25 protein-coding genes and 1 riboswitch are annotated in these 23,863 nt (G+C 46.4%); of the genes, 7 read left to right on the top strand and 18 right to left on the bottom strand.

Annotated features, from left to right (window positions below; all coding sequences use genetic code 11):
* Window positions 1-69: 69 nt before the first annotated feature.
* Together IC804_RS13065 and IC804_RS13060 are read right to left on the bottom strand one after the other, a co-directional pair.
* Window positions 70-273, bottom strand: coding sequence for a YbdD/YjiX family protein (locus IC804_RS13065; protein ID WP_011886841.1), 204 nt, complete (start codon window positions 271-273; stop codon window positions 70-72).
* Entirely contained in the window at window positions 266-2,344 is a 2,079-nt protein-coding gene (locus IC804_RS13060; RefSeq protein WP_011886840.1) for a carbon starvation CstA family protein, read from the bottom strand. Before IC804_RS13060 ends, IC804_RS13065 begins: the two co-directional genes overlap by 8 nt.
* Before the next feature lie 286 nt (window positions 2,345-2,630).
* Here IC804_RS13060 and IC804_RS13055 point away from each other — a divergent pair, with 286 nt between their 5' ends.
* Window positions 2,631-3,080, top strand: a complete 450-nt coding sequence (locus IC804_RS13055; RefSeq protein WP_011886839.1) for a hypothetical protein — start codon at window positions 2,631-2,633, stop codon at window positions 3,078-3,080.
* Between the two features lie 38 nt (window positions 3,081-3,118).
* Here IC804_RS13055 and IC804_RS13050 read toward each other — a convergent pair whose 3' ends face one another.
* From IC804_RS13050 to IC804_RS13020, 7 genes are all read right to left on the bottom strand, one after another.
* Window positions 3,119-3,811 carry a TerC family protein gene (locus tag IC804_RS13050; RefSeq protein WP_029761461.1) on the bottom strand — a complete coding sequence of 231 codons (693 nt, stop codon included), beginning with the start codon at window positions 3,809-3,811 and terminating at the stop codon, window positions 3,119-3,121.
* 12 nt (window positions 3,812-3,823) lie between these two features.
* On the bottom strand, window positions 3,824-4,096 hold the full coding sequence (locus IC804_RS13045) for a YkvA family protein (protein WP_008881632.1): 273 nt from the start codon (window positions 4,094-4,096) through the stop codon (window positions 3,824-3,826).
* A gap of 413 nt (window positions 4,097-4,509) precedes the next feature.
* On the bottom strand, window positions 4,510-4,830 hold the full coding sequence (gene sugE, locus IC804_RS13040; RefSeq protein WP_008881633.1) for a quaternary ammonium compound efflux SMR transporter SugE: 321 nt from the start codon (window positions 4,828-4,830) through the stop codon (window positions 4,510-4,512).
* A 56-nt stretch (window positions 4,831-4,886) separates the two neighbouring features.
* A riboswitch (guanidine-I (ykkC/yxkD leader) is annotated at window positions 4,887-4,989 on the bottom strand.
* Window positions 4,990-5,096: 107 nt separating this feature from the next.
* Window positions 5,097-5,387 carry a hypothetical protein gene (locus IC804_RS13035; RefSeq protein WP_008881634.1) on the bottom strand — a complete coding sequence of 97 codons (291 nt, stop codon included), beginning with the start codon at window positions 5,385-5,387 and terminating at the stop codon, window positions 5,097-5,099.
* 186 nt (window positions 5,388-5,573) lie between these two features.
* The gene (locus tag IC804_RS13030) at window positions 5,574-6,602 is read right to left on the bottom strand and encodes a cytochrome d ubiquinol oxidase subunit II (RefSeq protein ID WP_011886837.1); all 1,029 of its coding nucleotides are present in this window, start codon (window positions 6,600-6,602) and stop codon (window positions 5,574-5,576) included.
* Window positions 6,599-7,945, bottom strand: coding sequence for a cytochrome ubiquinol oxidase subunit I (locus IC804_RS13025; RefSeq protein WP_008881637.1), 1,347 nt, complete (start codon window positions 7,943-7,945; stop codon window positions 6,599-6,601). Before IC804_RS13025 ends, IC804_RS13030 begins: the two co-directional genes overlap by 4 nt.
* A 284-nt stretch (window positions 7,946-8,229) precedes the next feature.
* Window positions 8,230-9,651: a SpoVR family protein gene (locus tag IC804_RS13020; protein WP_011886835.1), complete on the bottom strand. Its 1,422-nt coding sequence runs from the start codon at window positions 9,649-9,651 to the stop codon at window positions 8,230-8,232.
* A gap of 158 nt (window positions 9,652-9,809) precedes the next feature.
* Between IC804_RS13020 and IC804_RS13015 the strand changes: the two genes are divergently transcribed.
* Entirely contained in the window at window positions 9,810-10,415 is a 606-nt protein-coding gene (locus tag IC804_RS13015) for a DedA family protein (protein WP_029761465.1), read from the top strand.
* Window positions 10,416-10,445: 30 nt separating this feature from the next.
* Here the strand turns inward: IC804_RS13015 and IC804_RS13010 are convergent, their stop codons facing one another.
* The gene (locus IC804_RS13010) at window positions 10,446-10,694 is read right to left on the bottom strand and encodes a hypothetical protein (RefSeq protein WP_029761466.1); all 249 of its coding nucleotides are present in this window, start codon (window positions 10,692-10,694) and stop codon (window positions 10,446-10,448) included.
* A gap of 180 nt (window positions 10,695-10,874) precedes the next feature.
* Here IC804_RS13010 and IC804_RS13005 point away from each other — a divergent pair, with 180 nt between their 5' ends.
* Complete coding sequence (locus IC804_RS13005) at window positions 10,875-11,132, top strand: YhdB family protein (protein ID WP_008881643.1); 258 nt, start codon at window positions 10,875-10,877, stop codon at window positions 11,130-11,132.
* A 52-nt stretch (window positions 11,133-11,184) separates the two neighbouring features.
* Here the strand turns inward: IC804_RS13005 and IC804_RS13000 are convergent, their stop codons facing one another.
* Window positions 11,185-12,942, bottom strand: coding sequence for a phospho-sugar mutase (locus tag IC804_RS13000; RefSeq protein ID WP_011886832.1), 1,758 nt, complete (start codon window positions 12,940-12,942; stop codon window positions 11,185-11,187).
* A 113-nt stretch (window positions 12,943-13,055) separates the two neighbouring features.
* The gene (locus IC804_RS12995) at window positions 13,056-13,502 is read right to left on the bottom strand and encodes a CBS domain-containing protein (protein WP_008881645.1); all 447 of its coding nucleotides are present in this window, start codon (window positions 13,500-13,502) and stop codon (window positions 13,056-13,058) included.
* A gap of 241 nt (window positions 13,503-13,743) precedes the next feature.
* Between IC804_RS12995 and IC804_RS12990 the strand changes: the two genes are divergently transcribed.
* The gene (locus IC804_RS12990) at window positions 13,744-14,181 is read left to right on the top strand and encodes a disulfide formation protein C (RefSeq protein WP_060475651.1); all 438 of its coding nucleotides are present in this window, start codon (window positions 13,744-13,746) and stop codon (window positions 14,179-14,181) included.
* On the top strand, window positions 14,178-14,654 hold the full coding sequence (locus IC804_RS12985; protein WP_008881647.1) for a thioredoxin family protein: 477 nt from the start codon (window positions 14,178-14,180) through the stop codon (window positions 14,652-14,654). Before IC804_RS12990 ends, IC804_RS12985 begins: the two co-directional genes overlap by 4 nt.
* 36 nt (window positions 14,655-14,690) lie before the next feature.
* On the opposite strand, the gene IC804_RS12980 is transcribed toward IC804_RS12985, so the two are convergent.
* Complete coding sequence (locus tag IC804_RS12980) at window positions 14,691-15,089, bottom strand: YhcU family protein (RefSeq protein ID WP_008881648.1); 399 nt, start codon at window positions 15,087-15,089, stop codon at window positions 14,691-14,693.
* A 138-nt stretch (window positions 15,090-15,227) separates the two neighbouring features.
* Here IC804_RS12980 and IC804_RS12975 point away from each other — a divergent pair, with 138 nt between their 5' ends.
* The gene (locus IC804_RS12975) at window positions 15,228-16,127 is read left to right on the top strand and encodes an RluA family pseudouridine synthase (protein ID WP_008881649.1); all 900 of its coding nucleotides are present in this window, start codon (window positions 15,228-15,230) and stop codon (window positions 16,125-16,127) included.
* 76 nt (window positions 16,128-16,203) lie between these two features.
* Here the strand turns inward: IC804_RS12975 and IC804_RS12970 are convergent, their stop codons facing one another.
* The 5 genes from IC804_RS12970 to IC804_RS12950 form a co-directional block, all read right to left on the bottom strand.
* On the bottom strand, window positions 16,204-17,556 hold the full coding sequence (locus IC804_RS12970; protein WP_011886828.1) for a hemolysin family protein: 1,353 nt from the start codon (window positions 17,554-17,556) through the stop codon (window positions 16,204-16,206).
* A gap of 130 nt (window positions 17,557-17,686) precedes the next feature.
* Window positions 17,687-18,376 carry a zinc metallopeptidase gene (locus tag IC804_RS12965; RefSeq protein ID WP_008881651.1) on the bottom strand — a complete coding sequence of 230 codons (690 nt, stop codon included), beginning with the start codon at window positions 18,374-18,376 and terminating at the stop codon, window positions 17,687-17,689.
* A 156-nt stretch (window positions 18,377-18,532) separates the two neighbouring features.
* Entirely contained in the window at window positions 18,533-19,360 is an 828-nt protein-coding gene (locus IC804_RS12960) for an aldo/keto reductase (RefSeq protein WP_008881652.1), read from the bottom strand.
* Window positions 19,361-19,669: 309 nt separating this feature from the next.
* The gene (locus IC804_RS12955) at window positions 19,670-20,935 is read right to left on the bottom strand and encodes a dicarboxylate/amino acid:cation symporter (protein WP_011886826.1); all 1,266 of its coding nucleotides are present in this window, start codon (window positions 20,933-20,935) and stop codon (window positions 19,670-19,672) included.
* A gap of 179 nt (window positions 20,936-21,114) precedes the next feature.
* Window positions 21,115-22,161: a TRAP transporter substrate-binding protein gene (locus tag IC804_RS12950; protein WP_011886825.1), complete on the bottom strand. Its 1,047-nt coding sequence runs from the start codon at window positions 22,159-22,161 to the stop codon at window positions 21,115-21,117.
* 106 nt (window positions 22,162-22,267) lie between these two features.
* On the opposite strand from IC804_RS12950, the gene IC804_RS12945 reads away from it, so the two are divergent.
* Window positions 22,268-23,845, top strand: a complete 1,578-nt coding sequence (locus IC804_RS12945; protein WP_008881655.1) for an ATP-binding protein — start codon at window positions 22,268-22,270, stop codon at window positions 23,843-23,845.
* The last annotated feature ends 18 nt before the right edge of the window (window positions 23,846-23,863 follow it).

Below are 23,863 nucleotides of genomic sequence, written 5' to 3'. Positions count from 1 at the left end.
AAGGCGTTCTCTCACTTTCACAAAGACAAAAAAGAAGAAGGGAGATCAGCCCCTTCTTCCCTCCCACCTCTAGCAACAGCGCGACACTTTACCGCCTTTGGCGTTATAACGTGCCTCTTGCGCCTCACAAAAAAATTCTTTTCGTGATTTAATCGGCTCACCTGGGTGATGAGTTTTCATATGCTCGACATATTTTTCATAGTTCGGCACACCGACAAGCAAGTCAAGAAACTGCCGACGGTAAGACAAAATGGTTTGCAACCATTTAGGCATAGTTCTTCGCTCCTTCTTCACTGTCGCGCGGCACGTATGGCGCTTCTTTGAGCGGCACATGTTTGTTTTGCAACACTTTGATCCATATATTTAGCGCCGAGATGAGCATTGCGATCACAACAAGCATGAAAATCGCACATAGCACAGCATCAATATAGTCGTTCATAATAATTTGCCGCATTTGCGCCTCATTCGCTGCCGGCGCCAGCACTTTTCCTTGACTCAAATGTTCTTTAAACAGTTTGGCATGCGACAAAAATCCAATTTTCACATCTTCGTGGAACAGCTTTTGGTACCCGGCCGTCAATGTGACAACGAGCAGCCATGTCGTCGGCACAAGCGTGACCCAGACATACGCTTTTTTGCCCATTTTAAACAGAACTGTCGTTGCGAATAATAAAGCGATGCCAGCGAGCATTTGGTTGGCGATGCCAAACAGCGGCCATAGTGTGTTAATGCCGCCAAGCGGATCAACAACACCTTGATACAAGAAATAGCCCCACGCCAATACACAAAGAGTTGTCGCGATTAAGTTTGAAACGAGCGAATCCGTTTTGCCAAGCGGTTTATAAAATGTCCCCATAATATCTTGGATCATAAAGCGGCCAACGCGCGTGCCGGCATCAATTGTCGTTAAAATGAAGAGCGCCTCAAACAAGATGGCGAAGTGGTACCAAAATGCCATGAGCGCCTTACCGCCAATGATGTCTGATAAAATGACCGCCATACCAATCGCCAGCGTTGGAGCCCCGCCCGTGCGCGACAACACGGTTTGCTCGCCAACGTCTTTCGCCAGCTCCGTCAACATGTCAGGGGTGATCGTAAATCCCCACGATGACACAACTTTTGCCGCCTGCGCAACATCCGTGCCGATCACTGCCGCCGGGCTGTTAATCGCGAAGTATGCTCCTGGTGTCAAAATGCAAGCGGCGATCATCGCCATGACAGCGACGAACGATTCCATCAACATCGCGCCGTAACCGATCGGCCGCGAATGGCTTTCAAGCTCGATCATCTTCGGTGTGGTGCCGGACGAAACGAGCGCATGGAATCCGGACACCGCACCGCAAGCAATCGTAATAAACAAGAACGGGAACAAGTTACCGGCGAAGACCGGTCCTGTACCATCGATAAATTTTGTCACCGCCGGCATTTGCAAATCTGGCATGACGACTAAAATGCCAAGCGCAAGACCGACGATCGTTCCGATTTTCAAAAACGTGCTCAAATAATCCCGCGGCGCCAAAAGCAACCATACCGGCAGCGCCGAAGCGACAAAACCGTAAATAATCATTAAGATGGCAATTGTTTCACCTTTCAACGTAAACATTGCAGAAAGCGTCGGGTGTTCCGATACATATTGTCCAGCCACGATGGACAAGATCAGAAGAATAACCCCTCCAAGCGATGCCTCTGCGACACGTCCCGGACGGATAAAGCGCATGTAAATCCCCATTAAAATCGCAATCGGAATCGTTGCCGCAATCGTAAACATTCCCCACGGGCTTCCAACAAGCGCTTTCACAACAACGAGCGCCAACACAGCCAATAAAATAATCATAATACCTAAAATACCAAGCGCTGCGATAAAGCCCGTCACCGGCCCCATTTCTTCTTTAATCATCTCGCCAAGCGATTTTCCGTTGCGGCGCATGGAAGCGAATAAAATGATGAAATCTTGCACCGCTCCACCGAGGACGACACCGATGATAATCCAAAGCGTTCCCGGCAAATACCCCATTTGTGCGGCCAAAATCGGTCCGACAAGCGGTCCCGCACCGGCAATAGCAGCGAAATGATGGCCAAACAGCACCCATTTGTTCGTCGGAACATAGTCTTTCCCGTCATTAAACACTTCCGCCGGCGTTTTTCGGTTATCGTCAAGTCCAAACACTTTACGAGCGATAAACCGGCTGTAAAAGCGATAAGCAACCGCATATGTACAGACAGCGGCAACGATGAGCCAAATCGCATTGATTGACTCGCCGCGGCTTAACGCCAAAATGGCAAACCCTGCAGCCCCGAGAACAGAAATCAATCCCCATAACAAAATCGATTTTAGTCCTTTCATATGCTTCCTCCTTGCTACGTCTCTTACCAAAATTATTTATATTACAATTATATTTATTATTCTGAAAAAATCAAATATATTTTTTCCTCTACTTTTGTACTGTTTAAATCATCAGGTAGAATTTCCCTGATTTACTATTACCAAAAAGTATAAAATAGGTCTTCATTGCAAAAAATGTAAATGTGCACCACATTTTGTCCATTAAATCCTCCTCTGCTGCTCTTCGCTCCGCTTCATGGTGCACCAGTTGAAGCAATGATCATTATTTCAGTAAAGGGTCGAGAAAGTGAAAGCGATGGAAACGTTGTTGTGGAGCATTGCTTTGCCCGGTTTCGGACAATTGTTAAACAGGAAGTATATAAAAGGAATCGTGTTTATTTTTTTGGAACTGCTCATTAACACACAATCACAATTTAATGAAGCGATCTGGCTCAGCTTTTTGGGCCGCACATATGAAGCAGCGAACATCGTGAAAATTAATTGGCTGATGTTTTACCCTTGTTTATATTTTTTCACCTTGTGGGATGCATTCAAAGATGCTGGTGGCGGACAAACACCATACTCATTTTTGCCGTTTGTTTGTTCCGCCTACTCTGTGACGGTTGGCTTAATATACTCGTTCGATGTCACGATTGCCGGCATATTTTTCGGGCCCATTTGGCTGCCAATATTATCGGTCATCCCTGGGGTAGCCATCGGTCGGCTGTTACAAATCCTTTTGTTGAAATGGAAGTAGCTGTTTGTCCCGTCACCGCCCATTATAAAAGCCGCCAATTATTCATTGGCGACTTTCAAATGCGGTTTTTTGGCGGCCTTTCTTTTTTTCTGCGTTCCAATCGCAATGACAGCAGCGACAAGAAGCAGCTCAAATCCGTATTTAATCACAGGGTTGGCAAAGTATCCTTTCAAAAACGGCTCGTCGACGATCATTTTTGATGCCGTCCAAGCGAGAATGCCAGCACCAATCGTAATAATGATCGGGAAGCGTTCGATCCATTTTAAAATGAGCGTGCTGCCCCACACCATAATCGGAACGGAAATCAACAGCCCTAAGATAACGAGGAGGAAATGCCCATGCGCGGCACCAGCCACCGCCAACACGTTATCAAGTCCCATCAATGCATCAGCAATAATAATCGTGCGGACTGCTTCCCATAAACTCCCCCCCGCTTCTATATCATCATGCCCCTTTTCCTCAACGAGCAACTTATAAGCGATCCAGATAAGTAAAAGACCACCGACAAGCAAGAGACCTGGAATTTTAAGGAGCCATACAACGAAAATCGTTGCCATCGCTCGGATAACGACAGCACCGACAGTCCCCCAAATCACCGCCTTTTTTTGCTGATGTTTTGGCAAATTGCGGGCTGCCAATCCAATGACAATCGCATTATCCCCTGCCAACACAAGGTCAATAATAACAATCGACAGCAACGCCGTCCAAAATTCTGGAGAAAATAAATCCACAGACATCCCCCTTTACAAGTTATATTTTTCCTTTAATGAAGCCGGAGCCATCTTAATGATTTGCTGCAAAATAAACATGAAAACGGTAAAATCATCGATAAAGCCAAATAGCGCAAACCAATCAGGAATGAGATCAAACGGCAACGCAATATACAACAGCAACAATCCAACGAAGAACGTCTTTTTCCACACTGATACCTCGCTCGAAACAAAAAATTCAAATAAAAACGGAAGAAAACGCCGAACGTTAACGACAAAACGAAGCCACCTCAACCACTTGCGCATGACATTTCCCTCCATTTTTCCCACAACCCCCCCACGAAGTCGAGCCTACTTTCCTTTACGGTTATCCTCCCCCTTTCGTTTCATAAAATGAAAAAGACCTTTACCACGCTTGGTAAAGGTCTTTAAATAAAATAGACCTTTACCACAACAGGTAAAGGTCTCGCTAACAACATTACTGTTGCCAACAAAGCCGAGGGCGTACACCCTGAACTGACGACTTTGCTGTTAAAGCTACTCCCCTTTAACAAAAGGATATTTACCTTTCAATTACATAATATTCAATGTTTATGCGTCCTGTCAACTCAATTTTTCCCAATGACAACAAAAAATCAATCTTTTCCACGCCAAACGGAAAGTGGGAATGGATTCTTGTTTTCGAAACCGGCTGATCATCTCTTGATCCTTCCACCTTTTTACTGACCAGCTGTAAACTTTAAACCGATGATTCCGACGAGAATGAATAATAAAAAGACGATCCGCGGCGCATTAACCGGCTCATTTAAAAATAGCATGCCAATGACAACCGCCCCAAACGCCCCGATTCCTGTCCATACCGCGTAGGCGGTGCCAATCGGCAACGTTTTTATCGCCATCGATAAAAAATAAAAGCTGGCTGCCATCCCGGCAACGGTCATGACAGACGGCCACAGGCGGGTGAACCCATCCGTATATTTCAGCGAAATGGCCCAGACGACTTCGAATATCCCGGCGACAACTAGGTATACCCACGCCACGTTTCATTCCTCCTTTTGAAAAATAAAAAAAGCCGTGAGAAATATCAACATGATATTCCTCCCGGGCTTTTGTCCCTCCGTGTACGCGAGAATGCCGCGCGTTTTCTCTCGGTCACAGGCCGGCCACAAAGCAGCCGCGGAACCCTAGAAAACCTTTCTCTTCCTTTATCCGCTGTTATTGTATCATGTTTGTTGCCAATCGTCTACTGATTTGACCTACCGCATTACCGTCATAGAAGAAAGCAGATGGGACATTCCCACCTGCCTTACACCGGATCGTTATCAACATCGCTGTATGATTCAATCGCTTGATCGAGCGCACGGTAGGCCTCAGCGAAAGCGTTCGTTGCCGATTCATCGCCAGCCTCGGCAAGCTCTATTCGTGCATTTCGCGCGTGAGTCACCGCACGGATCACATCTTCGATCATTTTCTGTTTGTCTCCAGCGTTCGCTTTTAACTGCTCCAGTTCATGAATCGCCCCGTCAAGGCTCGTCGAGTGTGGTTCGTTAAACGATTGTTCCAACTGCTCTTTCACACGCTGCAATGTTTCTTTCATGATCGCCCACCCTTTCTTGATTCGTTATCATCCGCTAGTGTGGGCGATTGACGGCAAACTATGCATCATCAAACATTGAAAGTGTTTACTCATTCACGTGCACATCTTTCAAGCCAACCCAAAACGCAGCAACGACCGACAGTGCGACGACAACCATCGGCGCATACATGATCAAAAATGTTTGCATCACCCTTTTCCTCCTTCCCATTTTCCTTTGACGTACGCTTTGTTAAACAAAAAGAGACGCATAAGTAAATAAAGCGACGGAATTAACAACAGTAAGCCTGCAATAAACGCGACGATCAACGCCATGGCCATCGTTTCATTCGTAAACCCGTCATAAATCGTCAAATAGGGATATAGCAAATACGGATAATGCGAAATGCCATAGGCGTAAAAGGCGAACGCATATTGAAACAAAAGCGCAATAAACGCCCATCCGAATCGCCGCTGCCGTCCAAGCAGCCAAACTGTGATGACGAAAAACAAAAAGGAAATAACCAACATCCATGCTACATTCCATAGATTGTCATAATGCTCAGGATTATGGTAGCGGAGCTGGTATATAATGAGCAGCGCTGACAACATCGTTGGCCCGCTCCAAAGAAGGGCGTAGCGGCGTAACAGCGCCCGCGCTTGTTCATCCCCAGCCGCGTCCGCATAATACGTCAAAAAAACAGCAGAAATATAAAGAACGCTCGTCACACTTAACAACACAACACTCCATGACAACGGGCTCGCAAACAGCTTCCCATAGTCAAGCGCAACACCCGCCGCGCTTTCTTCTACAAATCCGCCTTCGGAAATCGTCAACACGATTGACAGCGAGGCGGGAATAAACAAACCCGTCAATCCATAAGCGAGCAAATACCAATTTCGCTCTGTCTCCCCGTACGTATGAAACGCATAGTACGAGCCGCGGATGGCTAACAAAACAATGGCAATGCTTGCAGGAACAAGCAAAATCGATCCGTAATAATACGCTGTTTTTGGAAAAAAGCCGACAATGCCAACAAAGAAAAAGACGAGAAAGACGTTCGTCACTTCCCATACAGGGGAAAGATAACGCTGAATGATGCGATGCAAAATATGCTGTTGGTTTGCCCAATGGCTATAAACGCTGAAAAACCCGGCTCCGAAATCAATCGAGGCAACAATAATGTAGCCAAACAAAAACAGCCATAGTACCGAGATGCCGATGACTTCGAGCGTCATGGCGCCACCTCCCCCCTATTCGCGCGTTCTTCCAGCTCCCGTTCGACCGGGTTGCGGCGGAACATGCGAATGAGCACTGTTGCACTTGCAATGACCAACACTATATACAAAAGGCAAAACAAAACAAGCATCGTATCAACATGCGCGGACGTTGTCGCCCCTTCTGCGGTTTTCATATAGCCGCGCAAAATCCACGGTTGCCGCCCGACTTCCGCTAAGTACCATCCAGCCTCAATCGCGATCATCGCCAACGGCCCTCCTGCCACTAACAGCCCAAAAAACCAATTTTTCGCCGTCCATTTCCATCGGAAAATTGATCCAAGCCAATATACGGCTGCGACAACCATTAAAAACACACCGATCGTAACCATCACATCAAATAAGTAATGAATGTACAGCGGCGGACGCTCATCTTCCGGAATATCATTCAGTCCAGTCACAACTGCGGCGGGATGGTTATGGGCCAAAATACTAAGAGCATATGGGATTTCCAAAGCATATTTCACTTCGTTGTCTTCTTCAAGCGTGCCGAACAAGATAAGCGGCGCGTGGGAACTCGTTTCAAAATGCCATTCAGCGGCTGCCAGCTTTTCTGGCTGATATTCGGCTAAAAATTTTCCGGATAAGTCACCGACCAACGCACTAGCTACGGAAAAAATAAAAGCTGTTTTCATCGTTAAATGAAGTGCTTTACGATGGTAAATGTGGCGGTTGCCTTTCCATAAATGCCAAGCAGCGATCGAGGCGAGCACGAATGCCGACGTCATATATGACGTTGCCAACACATGAGCGACCTTTGTCGGCATCGCTGGGTTGAACATAGCCACGATAGGATCAATGTTGACAAGCTCTCCGTTTTTCAACTCAAACCCTTGCGGCGTATTCATAAACGCGTTCACCATCGTAATAAACATGGCTGATGCCGAAGAGCCGATGGCCACCGGAATGAGCAAAAGCAAATGTTTTTTTTGATTTTCGAACCGATCCCATGTGTACAAATAAATGCCCAAGAAAATGGCTTCAAAAAAGAAAGCAAATGTTTCCATGAATAGCGGCAAGCTGATCACCTGACCAGCTAGCTGCATAAAGTTCGGCCATAAAAGCGACAGCTGCAAGCCGATCGCCGTTCCAGTCACCACCCCGACCGCTACAGTGATGACAAAGCCGCGCGTCCAACGTCGGGCGAGCAAGATGTAATGCATGTCGTTTTTGCGAATCCCGACCCACTGAGCAATAGCGATCATAAGCGGGACCCCGACACCAATCGTGGCGTAAATAATGTGGACCGTTAACGTCAATTCTGTCAAAATACGGCTAAGCAGCACTGGATCATAGCCGTTCATGATTCATCCCCCCTTATGAAAACAAGCGGCCAATCAAGGAAAGCAACGCCACTGCCGCAACAGCAAAGCTAATAAATACAAGCGTTTTTTCATGCCTCTCCCACATAACCATCCCCCCGGACGAACAGACAATATTGATGAGTTTGTGACAATTATCACAAATAATCCACTTCATATTATTTCATAAGATCAGCAACATTATCCGGCATAATTTCGAATAATTTGTGTCATTTTTCACATATCCATCGTGACAAACAAAAAAAGCAGGATATCCCTGCCCTGAATTATAAATATTTGCGATGCACCGTCTTCCCGTCATACGTAAACAGCATTGGTTTTTCTTCGACGACCGTCTCCATATGAACGGGGCGTCCCCACAACTGATAAATGTATGGCAATACCTTTTCCAAATACTTCAAATCTAATTCAATTCCCTCGTACCAATGCTTTAAGTATAGCTCCCCATTGCGCATATAATCGCCATCATTCACTGTAATGTATGGGAATCCGCCGTTCACCCGCATACTGACGAGCTGATCACGGATATTCTCCCAGTTTTTATCCACAATTTTGTAATCTTTTCCTTGCTTTTGGAATAAATACATATCTTCACGCATGACGAGCTCTTTCGTCAAATAATTACGCAAAAACGAGATGTCGGACTCCAACTCACGCACTTCAAAAAGTTTCGCTCGTCCCGATCCTGGTTTGACGCCATATTTTTTCATTTCTTCCGTCGGATTGTTCCATCGCTCTTCAATGTCTTCAAAAATTTTCAATCCTAAATAATACGGGTTGATGCCGGTGCGCGACGGCTGCACGACGTTGGCGTTCAGTTTAGCAAATTCGATCGCTTCATCACTCGTCAAATCCATCTCGCGCAAAATGCGCTGATGCCAATACGTCGCCCAGCCTTCATTCATGATTTTTGTCTCGAGCTGTGGCCAAAAATAGAGCATTTCTTCGCGCATCATCGTCAAAATATCACGCTGCCAGTCCTCGAGCTCGCGGCTATATTCTTCAATGAACAATAGCACATCTTTTTCCGGCTGCGGCGGAAACTTGCGCCGTTTTTTCCGTGGCGGCGTTTTTGGCTTGTTCCGTTCATCAAGCGACCATAAGTCATCGTATGGCGTTGATGTTTTTGGCTGTTCTTCTTCCTCGTACACCTCCGTATCTTCCCATGTCCATGACAATTTCGGCCGCAACAGCGACGGGTCGATATGCTCTTGAATGGCCAAGACGGCATCTAAAAATTTTTCCACTTCCAGCTTTCCATATTGATGTTCATAACGCTTAATCCGTTCAGCTGTCGCCGCCATGCTCTCAACCATATCGCGCTTCGTGTTGCTGAAGCGAATATTGTTTTTGAAAAAGTCGCTATGCGCCAACACGTGGGCGACGATCAACTTATTTTGAATAAGCGTGTTCGTATCAAGCAAAAATGCATAACAAGGATCCGAATTGATGACGAGTTCGTAAATTTTGCTTAACCCTAAGTCGTAATGCAGCTTCATTTTGTAAAACTGCTTTCCAAAACTCCAATGGGAAAAACGCGTCGGCATTCCGTAGGCGCCGAACGTGTAAATAATGTCCGCCGGGCAAATTTCATAGCGCATCGGGTAAAAATCCAGACCAAATCCTTCAGCAATTTCCGTAATCTCAGCAATCGCCCGTTCCAGCTCTTTCAGCTCGTCCTGCCGCATCCTAATCCCCCCTTTTCCCCTTATCACAATGTATGAGGAAAAAGGCGTTTTGATACGTTCAATCGTTTGTCATCGTTCCCCGGCTGCCACTCATTTTCATTTTTCACTTTTTTCATTATAATGGTCATATAAAAATTGCAGCAAAGCGTGGTGATGATTTGCAACATTATTTGCACCATCTCATCGATCACTTTGGCTATGTCGGCATTATGATCGCGCTTATGCTTGGCATCGTCGGGCTGCCGATTCCTGACGAACTATTGTTGATCTATACCGGTTACCGCGTCTCCACCGGCGCATTTTCGTATCCGCTCGCCTTTCTTGTCTGCTTGTTTGGGGCAACTACCGGCATTTCGCTCGGTTACATTCTTGGAATTACGCTCGGCTTGCCGTTTTTGCATAAATTCGGCCCAAAGCTCCATATAACAGAAAAGCGGCTCCAACAAACGAAAACACTCTTCTCGAAGCTCGGCCCAGCCGTATTATTCATTTGCTATTTCATCCCGGGCGTTCGGCATCTCGCCGCCTTTTGGGCCGGCGTGAATGCTTACGATTGGAGAAAATTTGCCTTGTTCGCCTACAGTGGAGCGGTGGTGTGGGTCGCGGTTTTTTTGACGATCGGCACCTATTTCGAAAGCCGCTGGATGGCTTTCAGGCAGTACATCGATGCCTACCGTCCATTTTTATTTTCCGTTTTTCTGGCCGTTTTCATTTTCACGGTTTTCTACTGGCATGCCCAACAAAAACAAAAACCACCGGATTGAACGCCGGTGCTTTTTCTTTCTCTACCCGCACTATACATTTTCGGTCGAATCGCGTTGATACGTTTCTATCAACAAGCCCATAAACAAGCCAAATCCAAACATGACCATGGAGGCTCCGATGATTCCGAGGCTGACGATCGTTAGGAAAAAGTCTTTATTGTAAGCGTTTGCGATAAAACTGAGCAAAAAAAGTGCTATTCCAACGATTAAGCCGACAGACGCCATCCATTTGCACATCTTTATCATTTCTTGTCCCTCGTGTCGTTTGTTCATTCTCATCATCCCCTTGCTTAGAGGATACTATTATTGTCGAAAAATTAAAACATTTACTTTTCCTTTTTTCTCTCCATTTCGGTTATAATTTATATTTTCCCTCATGACACAACATTTACAGCGCAACAAAACGTTTAGCCGTCATACACTAACAATGACTCCTTCTTGATAAAGGAGGCATGCCGCTTGAACACCATCGACTATGATAGGGCGCTTTATTATACGCATCGCTCCGAATGGGACAATTTGCTCATTTTAATGGTGCGCACGCCTGATGACATGCTGTCGAAAAAAATTGAGAAATTTCTCCACGCCTATAATTTCGAGCACGACTACTCCGTCATTCAGGAGAGGCTCACTGCCTTATTGCGCTATATTGATCATGCGCTTGAGGTGAGTGAACAAAAAATGGGAGTCGAGCAGTACGCATATTTTTACTCGTAAAAGCAACGGGGAATTGGTTTCGTCCAATTCCCCGCCGTTGATTGTTCATTGATTATTGAGCATAAGAAGGCGAAACGGTACGCAAGACGTCATGCACTCGTTGCATGACAGCATCAGTAAGGTTCGCCAATTTTTCTTCACTATCTTGCAGTGATGTTCCTTTGACACCAAAGTACGCTTTCATTTTCGGCTCCGTCCCTGATGGACGCAGACAAAACCAAGAGCCATCCTCTAATACGTATTTCAAGACGTTCGAAGTTGGAAGTGTGATGGCAGTTTTCTCCCCAGTTAACGTATTCGTCCGCTCCTTCGTTTTGTAATCCTCGATCACTGTCACTTTTTTCCCAGCTGCCTCAACCGGCGGTTGCTCGCGGAATGACGATAAAATAGCAGCGATCGTTTCCGCTCCTTCCTTGCCTTTTAACGTGAGCGACTGTTGCCCTTCACGGTAATACCCGTATTTGTCAAACAATTGAAGAAGCGCTTCATACAGAGACAGCCCCTGCTGTTTGTAAAACGCACACACTTCCGCTGCAAGAACGGCTGCCTGTACCGCATCTTTATCGCGTGCAAAATCCCCGATTAAATATCCGTAACTTTCCTCATAGCCAAACTGGAACGTATACTGACCCGTTTGTTCATATTCCTTGATTTTTTCACCAATGAATTTAAATCCGGTCAGCGTATCGATCGTCTCCAAACCGAACGAGTCAGCAATCGCCCGGCCAAACTCGGATGTCACGATCGTTTTTAAGACGACGCCATTTTGTGGCAGTAAACCTTTTTCTTTCCGCTGAGACAATAAATAATGAAGCAGCAGCCCACCCGTTTGGTTACCGGTTAAAACGACATACTCTCCTTGCTCATTTTTTACAGCAATGCCGAGCCGGTCTGCGTCCGGGTCGGTGGCAATGAGCAAGTCGGCATTTACTTGCTTGCCAAGCTCAATCGCTAAGGCAAAAGCTGCATGCTCTTCTGGGTTTGGTGAGGCAACAGTTGAAAAATTCGGATCCGGCTGTTCTTGCTCCTGAACGACAAAAACGTTTTGGTAGCCAAGTTCAGCTAGCACACGGCGCACCGGTTTGTTTGACGTGCCGTGAAGCGGCGTAAACACGATGCGAATATCCGTCTCTTGAGCCAGTTCCGGATGAAGCGAGATGGTTTTTACGGCATTCACATACGCCTCATCAATTTCTTGGCCAATGATGCGGATCAGCCCTTTTTCTTTTAACGTTTCTTCATCCTCGACATGAATGGCGAGCTCGTTCTCGACTTCATTGACGTAGCGGATCACTTCATCAGCAGTATCCGGCGGCAGCTGCCCTCCGTCTTCACCATATACTTTGTAGCCGTTATATTCCGGTGGGTTATGGCTGGCGGTAATGACAATGCCAGAAAATGCTCCCAAATGACGAACGGCAAACGACAGCTCCGGCGTCGGCCGCAATTCATCAAACACGTATGTTTGAATACCGTTTGTAGCTAACGTTTTCGCCGCTTCCATGGCGAATTCCGGCGATTTATGCCGGGAGTCGTAGGCAATGACGACTCCACGCTGTTTCGCCTCATTGCCAAACGATTGTATGTATCGTGCCAAACCCTCCGAGGCTTTCCGAACCGTATAAATGTTCATTCGGTTCGTCCCCGGTCCAATTTCACCGCGCATACCGCCGGTGCCAAATTCCAAATTTTTGTAAAAACAATCTTCGAGCCACCGCTCATCGTCACGGTGTTGCTCCAGAAGCTGCTTCAGCTCTGGATCCAACTGCGGTTCGCGAAGCCATTGTTCATATTTTTGTCTCCACTCCATTGCTGTTACCTCCAATCTTTATTTCTCCTCTTTATGTATTCGTTACCATCATACAACATACCTGCTAAAAGAAAAAGGATGTCCTGGAAAATATGGACACCCTTTTTCTTCCATTATCCTTGTGGCTGTGACGGTTCGGAAATGTTCGTTAGCGCTTGTTCAGCCGCTTCATTTGATGCGCTGTTCGTCGCGATATCCCCTAAAGCAACGATGCCTTGAAGCTGGTTGTTCTCTACAATTGGCAAACGACGAACTTGGTGCTGCGCCATGACGTTAGCCGCATCTTGGACGCTCATGTTTGGCGTACCAGTGACGACTTGGTTGGTCATGACATCTGATACTTTTACTGCCGCCGGGTCTTTCCCTTGGGATGTGACGCGGAGCGTAATATCGCGGTCGGTAATCATCCCTTTGACTTGCCCGCTTTCCACAACCGGAAGCGCGCCAATATTTTTTTGGCTCATGATTTGCGCTGCTTCTTGCACCGTTTGATTCGGCGAAACGGTCGCGACGTTTTTCGTCATAATGTCCTGCACTTTGTTCGCATTGTTGTTGGTCAATGTAATCCTCCCCTTTCACCGATTAGTATGGCTCGTTTGCTGGGGGATAATAGATAGAAAATATGCCCTTTGGCGGTTGCGAATGGACGTGCCATTTTTCATCCCTTATAATGAAGTTAAGTTCTTTCGCTGAAAGAAAGCAGTAATCGGGAAGCCAAAGCTGAAAATGACGATTTCCCCGCTAATTTTCTCGCCAAGATGGCTACTGTCGTCAGCACTGCATAAGAAAGAAGGTGCACACATGGAGGAAGAAAAACGAAGAGAACATTTATTGTTGTTCGCTTGGGCGACAGCGTTTGTTGCCACCCTTGGGAGTTTATACTTTTCTGAAGTGCTTCGTTTTATTCCTTGCGACTTATGTTGGTTTCAACGTATTTTTATGTATCCACAAGTCATCATTTTAGGAATCGCCATCGTTCGCAAAGATTTTACAGCTGCCCGTTATAGTTTGGCGCTATCGATTATCGGGGGCATGATTTCTTTATATCACTATTCCTTACAAAAGATCCCGTTTTTCCAAGACTACGCCATCAGCTGTGGCCGTGTCCCATGTACAGGACAATACATTAACTGGCTCGGCTTTATTACCATTCCATTTTTGGCGTTGACGGCCTTTACCATTATCATTTTCTTGAGCCTTGCTGTTATGCGGCAGCAAAAGGAGGAGAATGAACGTTGAAAAAACTGCTCATATTTGGCGGGGTAATTGTCGTTTTATTTGCTGCTATTGCTTTTGTTACGTTGTATGAACAAAAAGAAGCAGCTAAAAATAATCCTTATCAGAAAAGCGAGCTGCATCCGGCCACCATCGATCAACTCGATGATCCGAATTACCAAAACATTATTTTGCCTGACGAGTTAAAACAACAGCTAGCCGATGGAAAGTCTCTTACCGTTTATTTTTACAGTCCAACATGCCCACATTGTCGGCGGACAACGCCAATTGTCGTGCCGTTAACCAAACAGCTTGGCATCGATTTAAAACTGTTTAACTTGCTCGAATTTGAAAATGGCTGGGATACATATGGGATTGAATCCACCCCGACCATCGTCCATTACGAAAACGGAAAAGAGACGAAACGCATTGAAGGGTATCACGATAAACAAACGTTCCGCCAATGGTTCTCCTCATTGTCGGAGCAAAAAAACTAAGGAGCTGCGCCCGATGGCGGCTTAGCTCCTTTTTCCTTACATCACCCACTGGCTCGTCGCAGGAAAATAGACGCTGCACCGTAGCGCCTTCTTATGGGTAAACTGCTTTGCCTGAAACGGAAAAGAGATGCCATGACGAGCCAAAATGTTTTGATTACGCACAAACAACCACTCGTATTGTTCGCACTCTCCTTGCTCACCAATATGTTCGATGACCGTAATCAACGACTGCAGCGCTGAGATGATTTGAAACGCCTCTTTCATCGTTCCGTTATATGTAACATGCTCATGTTCCAACGAAAGAATGCCAAGTTCCTCAAATTGGTGAATTTGCTCATCATCAAAATAGTATGGGAAAATGTCAGTGTAGAAATAGTTCAATAAATAATGCATGTAATTTTCTTGCTCTGGAGTCACCGCGTACATAATTTTCAATGTTCATACCACCTTTTCTTGTTACAATGCTTGCGTTCTCCATCGCTAAAACGATACTATGAGTGTATCATATTCAATACACCTATAGAGGTAGAAAGTGTTTCCTCGACTACAGGGAACTGGGAGGTATAGCAACGTTTGTGGACAAGAAAAGGCGATTGGCTTGAATGCATCATCCCCAGCCTATGGAGTGGGCTGACCATTGAGCAGCTGCTCAAAGAAGTTTGGGCCGCTTCAAAAAAACTCGCCCACCGCTGGCGAATGGAACAGGGCGTCAAACTGAACGGCCAAGCCGTCTCTTGGCAGACGACACTTCGTGAACGGGATCGACTTCAGCTTTATGCGTATGAACCAGAGCCGTCACTAATCATCCCGGAATACCGGGAGCTTTCCGTCTTATGGGAAGACGAGCACTTGCTCATCTTGAATAAAGAAGCTGGTATCGATATCCATCCATCCGAGCCGGAACAGACGGGCACACTTGCCAATGCGGTTGCCTTTTATTTGCAATCGCAGGCCATTTTGACAAAAGTGCGCCATATTCATCGGCTCGACCGTGATACGTCAGGGACGATTTTATTTGCCAAACATCCGCTCGCCGGGGCGACGCTTGACCGAATGCTTGCTCATCGTACCATTAAGCGGACATATGTCGCCCTCGTTCATGGCCGCCTGTCACCGAAATCAGGTACGATTTCCGCGCCGATCGGTCGTGACCGCCATCATCCGACGCGCCGGCGCGTCTCAAAAACAGGAGCGAGGGCAGTGACACATTATCGCGTGCTTGAAACGTTTCCATCCGCCTCGCTCGTTGAGCTAAACCTTGACACCGGGCGGACACACCAAATTCGCGTCCATTTGGCCCATCTTGGTCACCCGCTTGTCGGCGATATGCTTTATGGCGGCCAACCAACGTTTCATCGCCATGCGCTTCATGCCGTTAAACTAACGTTCCGCCATCCGTTTACTAATGAAGAAATCGTTTGCCTCGCGCCGACGAACGATTTCCCGGTTGATCTCTCACACATTTACCATTGAGCGCTCCCTGTTTTTGCTTGGGATGGAGATGTGGTCGATAAAGATGATAAAAAGGCAGACGGTTCTCCCGTCTGCCTTACAAGCGCAACTGCTCCTCTTCCCCCGCATCCGCCGGCTCGCTTTCCTCTTCATCCGGCTTTGGTTCTTTTTTCACCACTTCCAACGTCTTGACATGATGGCCATCCATTTCTTTCACCGTAAAGAGATAACCATCAATTTCCACACTGTCACCCGTCTGAATGTCGTAATATTTCGTCAAAACCCAACCGCCAATCGTATCGACATCGTCATCATCAAGCTCTAGCCCCAACAAGTCATTCACTTCGCCAATGAGCACTTTACCATCCAAAATAAATCGGTCATCAATTTTTTGGATCAAAGGCGTTTCATCAATGTCGAACTCATCTTGAATCTCGCCAACAATCTCTTCCAAAATGTCCTCGACCGTAACAAGTCCAGACGTACCGCCATACTCGTCCACTAAAATCGCCATGTGGATGCGCTCTTTTTGCATTTTTACGAGCAAGTCATGAATGGCAATCGATTCAATGACTTGAATAATCGGACGGATGTAATCTTTCATTTGTTTTTCGTTTGACGGGTTAGCAACAAAATCTGTAAATACTTCTTTTACATTAATAAGCCCGAGTACATGGTCTTTATCTCCATCGATAACTGGGTAACGCGTATATTTTTCTTCTTGAATAATGGCTAAATTCTCCTTGACGCTCTTGTTAATGTCTAACGCCACGATTTCTTTACGCGGTACCATAATTTCTTTGGCCACACGGTCGTCAAAACGAAAAATGTTGTTAACATAGCGGTACTCAGATTGGTTAATTTCCCCACTTTTGTAGCTTTCCGATAAAATCAAACGCAACTCTTCTTCGGAGTGGGCGATTTCATGCTCGGCCACCGGCCTAAGGCCGAACAGACGTGTCACGAGCCGCGCAGAATTGTTGAGCGTCCAAATGAACGGATACATGATTTTGTAAAACCAAATAAGCGGCTTAGCCGTCCACAACGTAATCGCTTCCGCCTTATGAATGGCAAACGTTTTCGGTGCCAATTCACCGACAACAACGTGCAAAAACGTAATGAGTGAAAATGAAATAATAAACGCTAAAAAGTGGGAGACGGATTCCGATAAATGGAGGCGTTCAAACAGCGGCAGCAACATCCGCGCCACCGTCGGCTCCCCAAGCCAACCAAGGCCAAGTGAAGTAAGAGTAATGCCAAGCTGGTTCGCCGATAAATAACCGTCCAAATTCGAAATCACTTTTTTCGCCGCCACCGCCTGTTTATTTCCTTCATTAACAAGTTGGTCGATGCGCGAACTGCGCACTTTGACGATCGCAAATTCCGAAGCGACGAAAAAGGCGGTGCAAGCGATGAGCAATGCCACTAACAGCAAACTGGCTATGTCCAATTTGTCTCTGAGCGCGGATGGAGCGCCCAGGTTACACCTCCTGCGAATAAAAGTTTCAACAGCACCCTATAGACAGTAATGCCGCCGAACGGCCGCCAACGGCGGGCGGTCCGAAGCGGCGGCGAACGGTTTACTCTTCGCTATTGTTCGCTTGGGTAAAAATGAGTACATATTTCAGCAACTCAAGCACAGCAATCAATGTCGCAGCGACATACGTCAACGCTGCTGCCCCAAGCACTTTGTTCACGCCGCGCGTTTCATCTGGAGCGATCACTCCTTCAGCGAGCATAAACCGTTTCGCCCGTGCACTTGCATTAAACTCGACGGGTAGCGTAATAATCTGAAACGCCACTGCCAGTGAGAAGAACAAAATGCCGAGACCGAGCAACGAAAATTGTTGAAGCAAAAATCCCACCAACAGCAAAAACGGAGCCACACCGGAAGCGAAGTTCACAATTGGAAACATCCGGTGGCGAAGAACAAGCGCCGCGTACCCTTGCTGATGCTGAACAGCATGGCCGACTTCATGAGCGGCAACGGAAATGGATGCGATTGAGCGCCCGTAAAAGACCGGTTCGGACAAACGAACGACGCGGGAAATTGGATCGTAATGGTCAGAAAGCCGCCCCGGCACGACCTCAACCGGCACATGGTGCAAGCCGTGACGATCCAAAATCATGCGCGCCACTTCCGCTCCCGTCAAGCCTGATGAAGCCGGGACTTCGGACCAAGTTTTGAAGTTGCTCGACACTTTCCATTGTGCCCAAAGCGAGATCAAGAAAGCAATAAAAATGAAAATATCCATCGGATGGAATAGCATCGCAGCACCCTCCGTTTTTCTAATGATCATCCAATGTATATACTATTATTTATTGTACTTGTTCATTGTTTCATACGTCAAACATACCGCTTTGGTTTCATCATATCTCTAGAAAAAACAGCGCCGACGATGGGCGCTGTTTAACCGATCCATTCATCAAAAATTGAAATTGTCCGGATCGGCTCCAATCCGCTTGTTCAAGTTTAACGCATCGATTTGTCTCATTTCCTCATCTGTCAGCGAAAAGTCGAAAATAGTAGCGTTTTCTTTAATGCGCGCCGGCGTCACCGATTTCGGAATCGTCACGACACCGTTTTGCAAATCCCAACGCAGCACGACTTGCGCCGGTGTTTTTCCGTATTTTTTCCCAATCTCAACGATTGTTGGTTCGTTTAAAATTTCCCCGCGCATAAGCGGCGACCATGCCTCAAGCTGGATGCCGTTTTCTCGACAGAACGCATGCAGCTCTTTTTGCGTTAGGCGCGGATGATACTCAACTTGGTTGACCATAGGCTTAATTTCACAATCGGCTAGTACATCTTGCAAATGGTGAATTTGGAAGTTGCTTACACCAATCGCGCGCACATAGCCGTCTTTATACAGCTTTTCAAGCGCCTTGTACGTTTCTTTATATTTCCCTTTCACCGGCCAGTGGACTAAGTACAAGTCAACGTAATCAAAGCCGAGCTTTTTCAAGCTTGTATTAAACGCTTTGAGCGTCGTTTCATATCCTTGGTCCGTATTCCATACTTTCGTTGTCACAAACACTTGCTCGCGCGGAATACCCGATTCGCGGATCGCTTGTCCGACCCCTTCCTCGTTTTCATAAAAAGCGGCCGTATCAATATGGCGATATCCTACCTCCAATGCGGTACGCACCGCTCCTTTTACTTCCTCTCCCTCTTTTACTTTGTAAACACCAAGACCGACCCACGGCATTTTCACACCGTTATGTAATACAGTGCAATCTTGCAAACTATTCACTCTACTTCCCCCTTCAACATCTATATAGTTTTATTATGGGAAAACAGCCAAGAAAAAGCAAAATATATGCCCAAAGGTGCCGTTTGGATTTTGATTCAAACGTGCTTACTTTACTTTCATTTTGGCTGCAGTATTCATCACTCTCTTGTCATCATCCCTTTGTTGTTTGTATAGGAGTGTAGTATTTCACTACCCAAAATCGTTTAGCGCCGGAAACATAAAGTGAAGTCCACTCCGTTTCTTAAATGTACTAGAAAAAAGCTGCTCTAAAGGCCAACTGTGCGGCCTTTTGGAGCAGCCCCATGTTTCTTACTTCGCAATGGTCATATTCCCTTCCGCTAGTTTTTGTTCAGCAGAAGGATGAAACTCATTTTCCATTTTCGAAACGACAACCGTGGCTACTGCGTTGCCAATAATGTTTGTAATCGCCCGCGCCTCGGACATAAAACGGTCGACCCCAAGCAGCAAGGCGATACCCTCGACCGGAATCATTGGGAACGCCGCTAACGTGGCGGCTAGGGTGATAAAGCCCGAACCGGTCACCCCTGCTGCCCCCTTCGAGGTGAGCATTAACACTCCAAGCAACGTCAACTCTTGCCAAATGCTTAAATCAATCCCGTATGCTTGGGCGATGAAAATGGCCGCCATCGACAAATAAATCGATGTGCCGTCCAAGTTAAACGAGTATCCAGTCGGAACGACAAGGCCAACGACCGACTTCGAGCAACCGTATTTTTCAAGCCGCTCCATCAACCGCGGCAAAGCCGATTCAGATGAAGACGTGCCAAGAACGAGCAACAATTCTTCTTTAATATAGGCGAGAAACTTAAAGATGTTAAATCCGTAAAACTTGGCAATCCCGCCGAGCACGATGAAAATAAAGAGCGCCATCGTAATATATACCGATCCCATCAGCTTGCCGAGCGACACGAGCGAGCCGAGACCGAACGTGCCGATCGTATACGCCATCGCACCAAATGCGGCGATCGGTGATACCTTCATGACCATGTTGACGACGCCAAAGAAAATTTCTGCGATCCGCTCAAACAAGGAAAGCACTGGTTTGGCTTTTTCCCCTAAACCAGCCGCCGCCAATCCAAACAGAACGGCGAAGAAGAGCACCGGAAGCAATTCCCCGCTGGCCATCGCCGCGACAACGTTATCCGGGATAATGCTTAGCACAAAATCAACAAACCCATGGCTTGTTTCTTCCGCTTGCTTCGTATATTGTGAAATGTCGCCACCTTTGGCTGCATCAGTGTTGAAGCCAACCCCTGGTTTGATGAGGTTAACAACAACAATTCCAATCGCCAACGCAAACGTCGTCACAATCTCAAAGTAAAGGAGGGCCTTTCCGCCGATGCGGCCAATTTTTTTCAAGTCTCCCATATTGCCGATCCCGATCACAACGGTAAAGAAAATGATCGGGGCAATCACCATTTTAATCAACTTAATAAATCCATCAGCTAACACTTTTAATTTAGAACCAAATTCCGGAAATAAAAATCCGACGATAATCCCTAAAACAATACCGATAATGACTTGTACGGTTAAATTTTTGAATTTCCCCCTCATTTCTCCCACTCCTTTCACCGTCTTGACAACGCTTTCAACAACATCATAAAGAAAAGTCAGCCAAATAAAAATATTATGGTGATAATGGTCATTTTGGTCTTTTTGGTCTTAAACGTTTGCGAAGTTGCAACTACAAAACTGCGTTGATTCCCATAAAAAAAGCTTCCACTGATGGAAGCTTATTCACGGAATCCCTTGATTTCATTCAACATTCTAGAACCGAATTGTCTCGTAAACTCCTTATACAACGGGGCAAATTTCTGTTCCCATCTCTTTCTTTCCTCCTCCGATAACAAGTAAAGCTGGACGCTCTTTTGCTGCTTCAGCTGTTGCAATTCCCGCTCGTTTTGTGCCTTTGACTGCCGCAAATTCCATTGGGTCGCCTCGGTCATCGCTTCGGCTATTTTTTGTTGAATCTCTTTCGGCAAACTGTCCCAAAACGATCGGTTCATCATGACTGCATAGCCAAGATAGCCGTGGTTGCTAATCGTAATATATGGTTGAAACTTGTAAAACCCCTTTGAATAGATGTTGGAAATCGTATTTTCCTGACCATCAAACTCATGTTGCTCAAGCGCCCGGTATACATGGTCAAACGAAACGGCAACCGGTTCACCGCCAAGCAAGCGGAACTGCTTATCGATCACTTCGCTCGGCATAATGCGAAAACGCAAGCCCCGGAAGTCATCAGGCTCGATAAGCGGACGAGTTGTTCCCATCATCTGTTTAAAGCCGTTGCTCCAAAACGCTAGTCCTTTGATTCCTTTTTCTTCAAGCATTCCGAGCAGTTCAGCTCCGACTTTTCCAGTGAACACACGACGCACATCGTCATCATCGCGAAATAAAAAGGGCAAATCGAGCACTTGCCACTCCGGAATCAGTTCTGTGACCTTTGAAAATGACGGGGCAATCATTTGTACATCACCGCGCAGCAGCGCATCAAGCTCCTCCCCATCCGAGTAAAGCGAACCGTTCGCGAACACTTCGACTTTGACACGGCCGTTCGTCTTTTGTTCCACGAGTTCGGCAAACTTTTGCGCTGCTAGCCCCTTCGGCGTATTTTCCGCAACGACGTGGCTAAAATAGATGATAATTTGTTTTTGCAATCCTTTTTGTTCATCGTCGTACACAATCCGTTCCTGATCGGCTTGGCGGCTGACGTTCCAAGCAACAAGGCCGATGCCGATCATAAGAAGGAGTACCCACAATTTCCATAGCTTTCCCATTGTCCACACCGTTTTCGTCCATCGTTTTCTTCTTTTTTATCATATCACCGGAATCATGTTAGAATAAATAATAATGAATTTTCTGCCTAAACAGAGGAGTTCACCGATGAATCGACTGCCGATCCGTTGGAAAATTACGATTTTAATTTTTGTTATCGTCAGCTTTTCGATGCTGCTGAGTGGTGTTTTTATTATAAGCGACTTTTTCCATACAAAGGAAGAAGAGTTAAGCCAACGCGCCCTATTGACAGCGCGCACCGTATCCGAACTGCCGGAAGTCAAGCAGCACATTGTCGGGCCAAAGGAAAACCGGGCGCTCGTAAACCCGATCGTCGAACGGGTACGCATCATCCATAGCGCTGATTATATTGTTGTGCTCGATATGAACAAAATTCGTCTCTCTCATCCGCTTCCATCAATGATTGGCACCGTCTCCCGCGGGGCTGATGAAGGGCCGGCGTTCGCGGAACATACATACACATCAAAAGCACGTGGAGAAATCGGGACAGTAGTTCGCGCCTTCGTCCCTATTATGAATCGCCACCATGAACAGATTGGCGTCGTCATCGCCGCCTACCGATTGCCAACGTTTTTAGAAGCAATTGATACGCTAAAAGAAGAAATCGCCATGGCCGTTATTTTGTCGTTGCTCGCTGGTGGAAGTGGAGCTTGGCTGCTCGCCTCTCATATTAAGCGGCAAATGTTTGAACTAGAACCGCATGAAATTGCCAAACTGCTTGTTGAGCGAACAGAGGCGTTTAACGCTATGCACGAAGGCGTCATCGCCATCGACAGCAATGAAAATATTACTATTTTTAACGATCGGGCGAAACAAATGCTTGGTATCGAAGGGGATGTGATTGGGCAGCCCATCCGTTCTGTCATTCCTGATACGTATCTTCCCGAAATATTGAAAGTGAACAAGCCGATTTATAACAAAGAGCTGCAGCTTGGCAATTTAACGATCTGGAGCAATCGCATCCCGATTAAAGTCAATGGGAAAACCGTTGGTGCAATCGGCATTTTCCAAGATCGCACAGAAGTGAAACGGCTGGCTGAAGAACTAACGGGGGTAAAAGCGTTTGTCCATGCCTTGCGTGTGCAAAACCATGAATACATGAATAAGCTCCATACGATTGCCGGACTGATCCAGCTTGGCCATATTGAGAAGGCGCTTGAATACGTGTTTCAAGTTACAGAAGAGCAGGAGGAACTCACGCAGTTTTTAAGCCGCAACATCAAGGACGAAAGCATTTCAGGGTTATTGTTAAGCAAAATCCGCCGCGGCAAAGAGCTTGGCATTCTTGTGACGATCGACCGGCACAGCCACCTTTATCGTTTTCCGCCGCGCCTCGACCACCATGATTTCGTCGTTCTCCTTGGCAACTTAATTGAAAACGCCTTCGATGCGTTCCAAGGGGTAACCGGTCGGGAAAAAGAAATTTACGTTAGTATTGAACAAAATGAAGACATTTGCTCCCTCTCAATCGAAGATAACGGCCAAGGCATCGCTCGCGAGCATATCGATCGCATTTTTGACGAAGGCTTTTCAACAAAAGGACAAAACGGGCGCGGCATCGGCCTATATTTAGTGAAGCAAATTGTGGAAAAAGGAAACGGTCACATCGATGTTCAGTCTGAGGAAGGGAAAGGGACCGTATTTACCATTACATTTGATATGTAACCTTATTCATACAGTGGC

The organism is Geobacillus sp. 47C-IIb (genome assembly GCF_014679705.1).
Lineage (GTDB): Bacteria > Bacillota > Bacilli > Bacillales > Anoxybacillaceae > Geobacillus > Geobacillus thermodenitrificans.
Note: the sequence above shows the minus strand (reverse complement) of the source record. Positions and strands in the feature narration are given on the sequence as shown.

Coding starts and splice junctions, on each gene's coding strand:
- IC804_RS13030 (WP_011886837.1), bottom strand. CDS start 6,602: ATGACGCTCGAAGTCATCGGCATCTCGGTACTATGGCTGTTTTTGTTT.
- IC804_RS13060 (WP_011886840.1), bottom strand. CDS start 2,344: ATGAAAGGACTAAAATCGATTTTGTTATGGGGATTGATTTCTGTTCTC.
- IC804_RS13045 (WP_008881632.1), bottom strand. CDS start 4,096: ATGCGCAAGTGGTTGAGGTGGCTTCGTTTTGTCGTTAACGTTCGGCGT.
- IC804_RS13020 (WP_011886835.1), bottom strand. CDS start 9,651: ATGCGGCAGGACGAGCTGAAAGAGCTGGAACGGGCGATTGCTGAGATT.
- IC804_RS12950 (WP_011886825.1), bottom strand. CDS start 22,161: ATGGGAAAGCTATGGAAATTGTGGGTACTCCTTCTTATGATCGGCATC.
- IC804_RS12990 (WP_060475651.1), top strand. CDS start 13,744: ATGGAGGAAGAAAAACGAAGAGAACATTTATTGTTGTTCGCTTGGGCG.
- IC804_RS12945 (WP_008881655.1), top strand. CDS start 22,268: ATGAATCGACTGCCGATCCGTTGGAAAATTACGATTTTAATTTTTGTT.
- IC804_RS12965 (WP_008881651.1), bottom strand. CDS start 18,376: ATGCTATTCCATCCGATGGATATTTTCATTTTTATTGCTTTCTTGATC.
- IC804_RS13010 (WP_029761466.1), bottom strand. CDS start 10,694: ATGAGAATGAACAAACGACACGAGGGACAAGAAATGATAAAGATGTGC.
- IC804_RS13025 (WP_008881637.1), bottom strand. CDS start 7,945: ATGAACGGCTATGATCCAGTGCTGCTTAGCCGTATTTTGACAGAATTG.
- IC804_RS13035 (WP_008881634.1), bottom strand. CDS start 5,387: ATGAAAGAAACATTGCAGCGTGTGAAAGAGCAGTTGGAACAATCGTTT.
- IC804_RS13000 (WP_011886832.1), bottom strand. CDS start 12,942: ATGGAGTGGAGACAAAAATATGAACAATGGCTTCGCGAACCGCAGTTG.
- IC804_RS13065 (WP_011886841.1), bottom strand. CDS start 273: ATGCCTAAATGGTTGCAAACCATTTTGTCTTACCGTCGGCAGTTTCTT.
- IC804_RS12955 (WP_011886826.1), bottom strand. CDS start 20,935: ATGAGGGGGAAATTCAAAAATTTAACCGTACAAGTCATTATCGGTATT.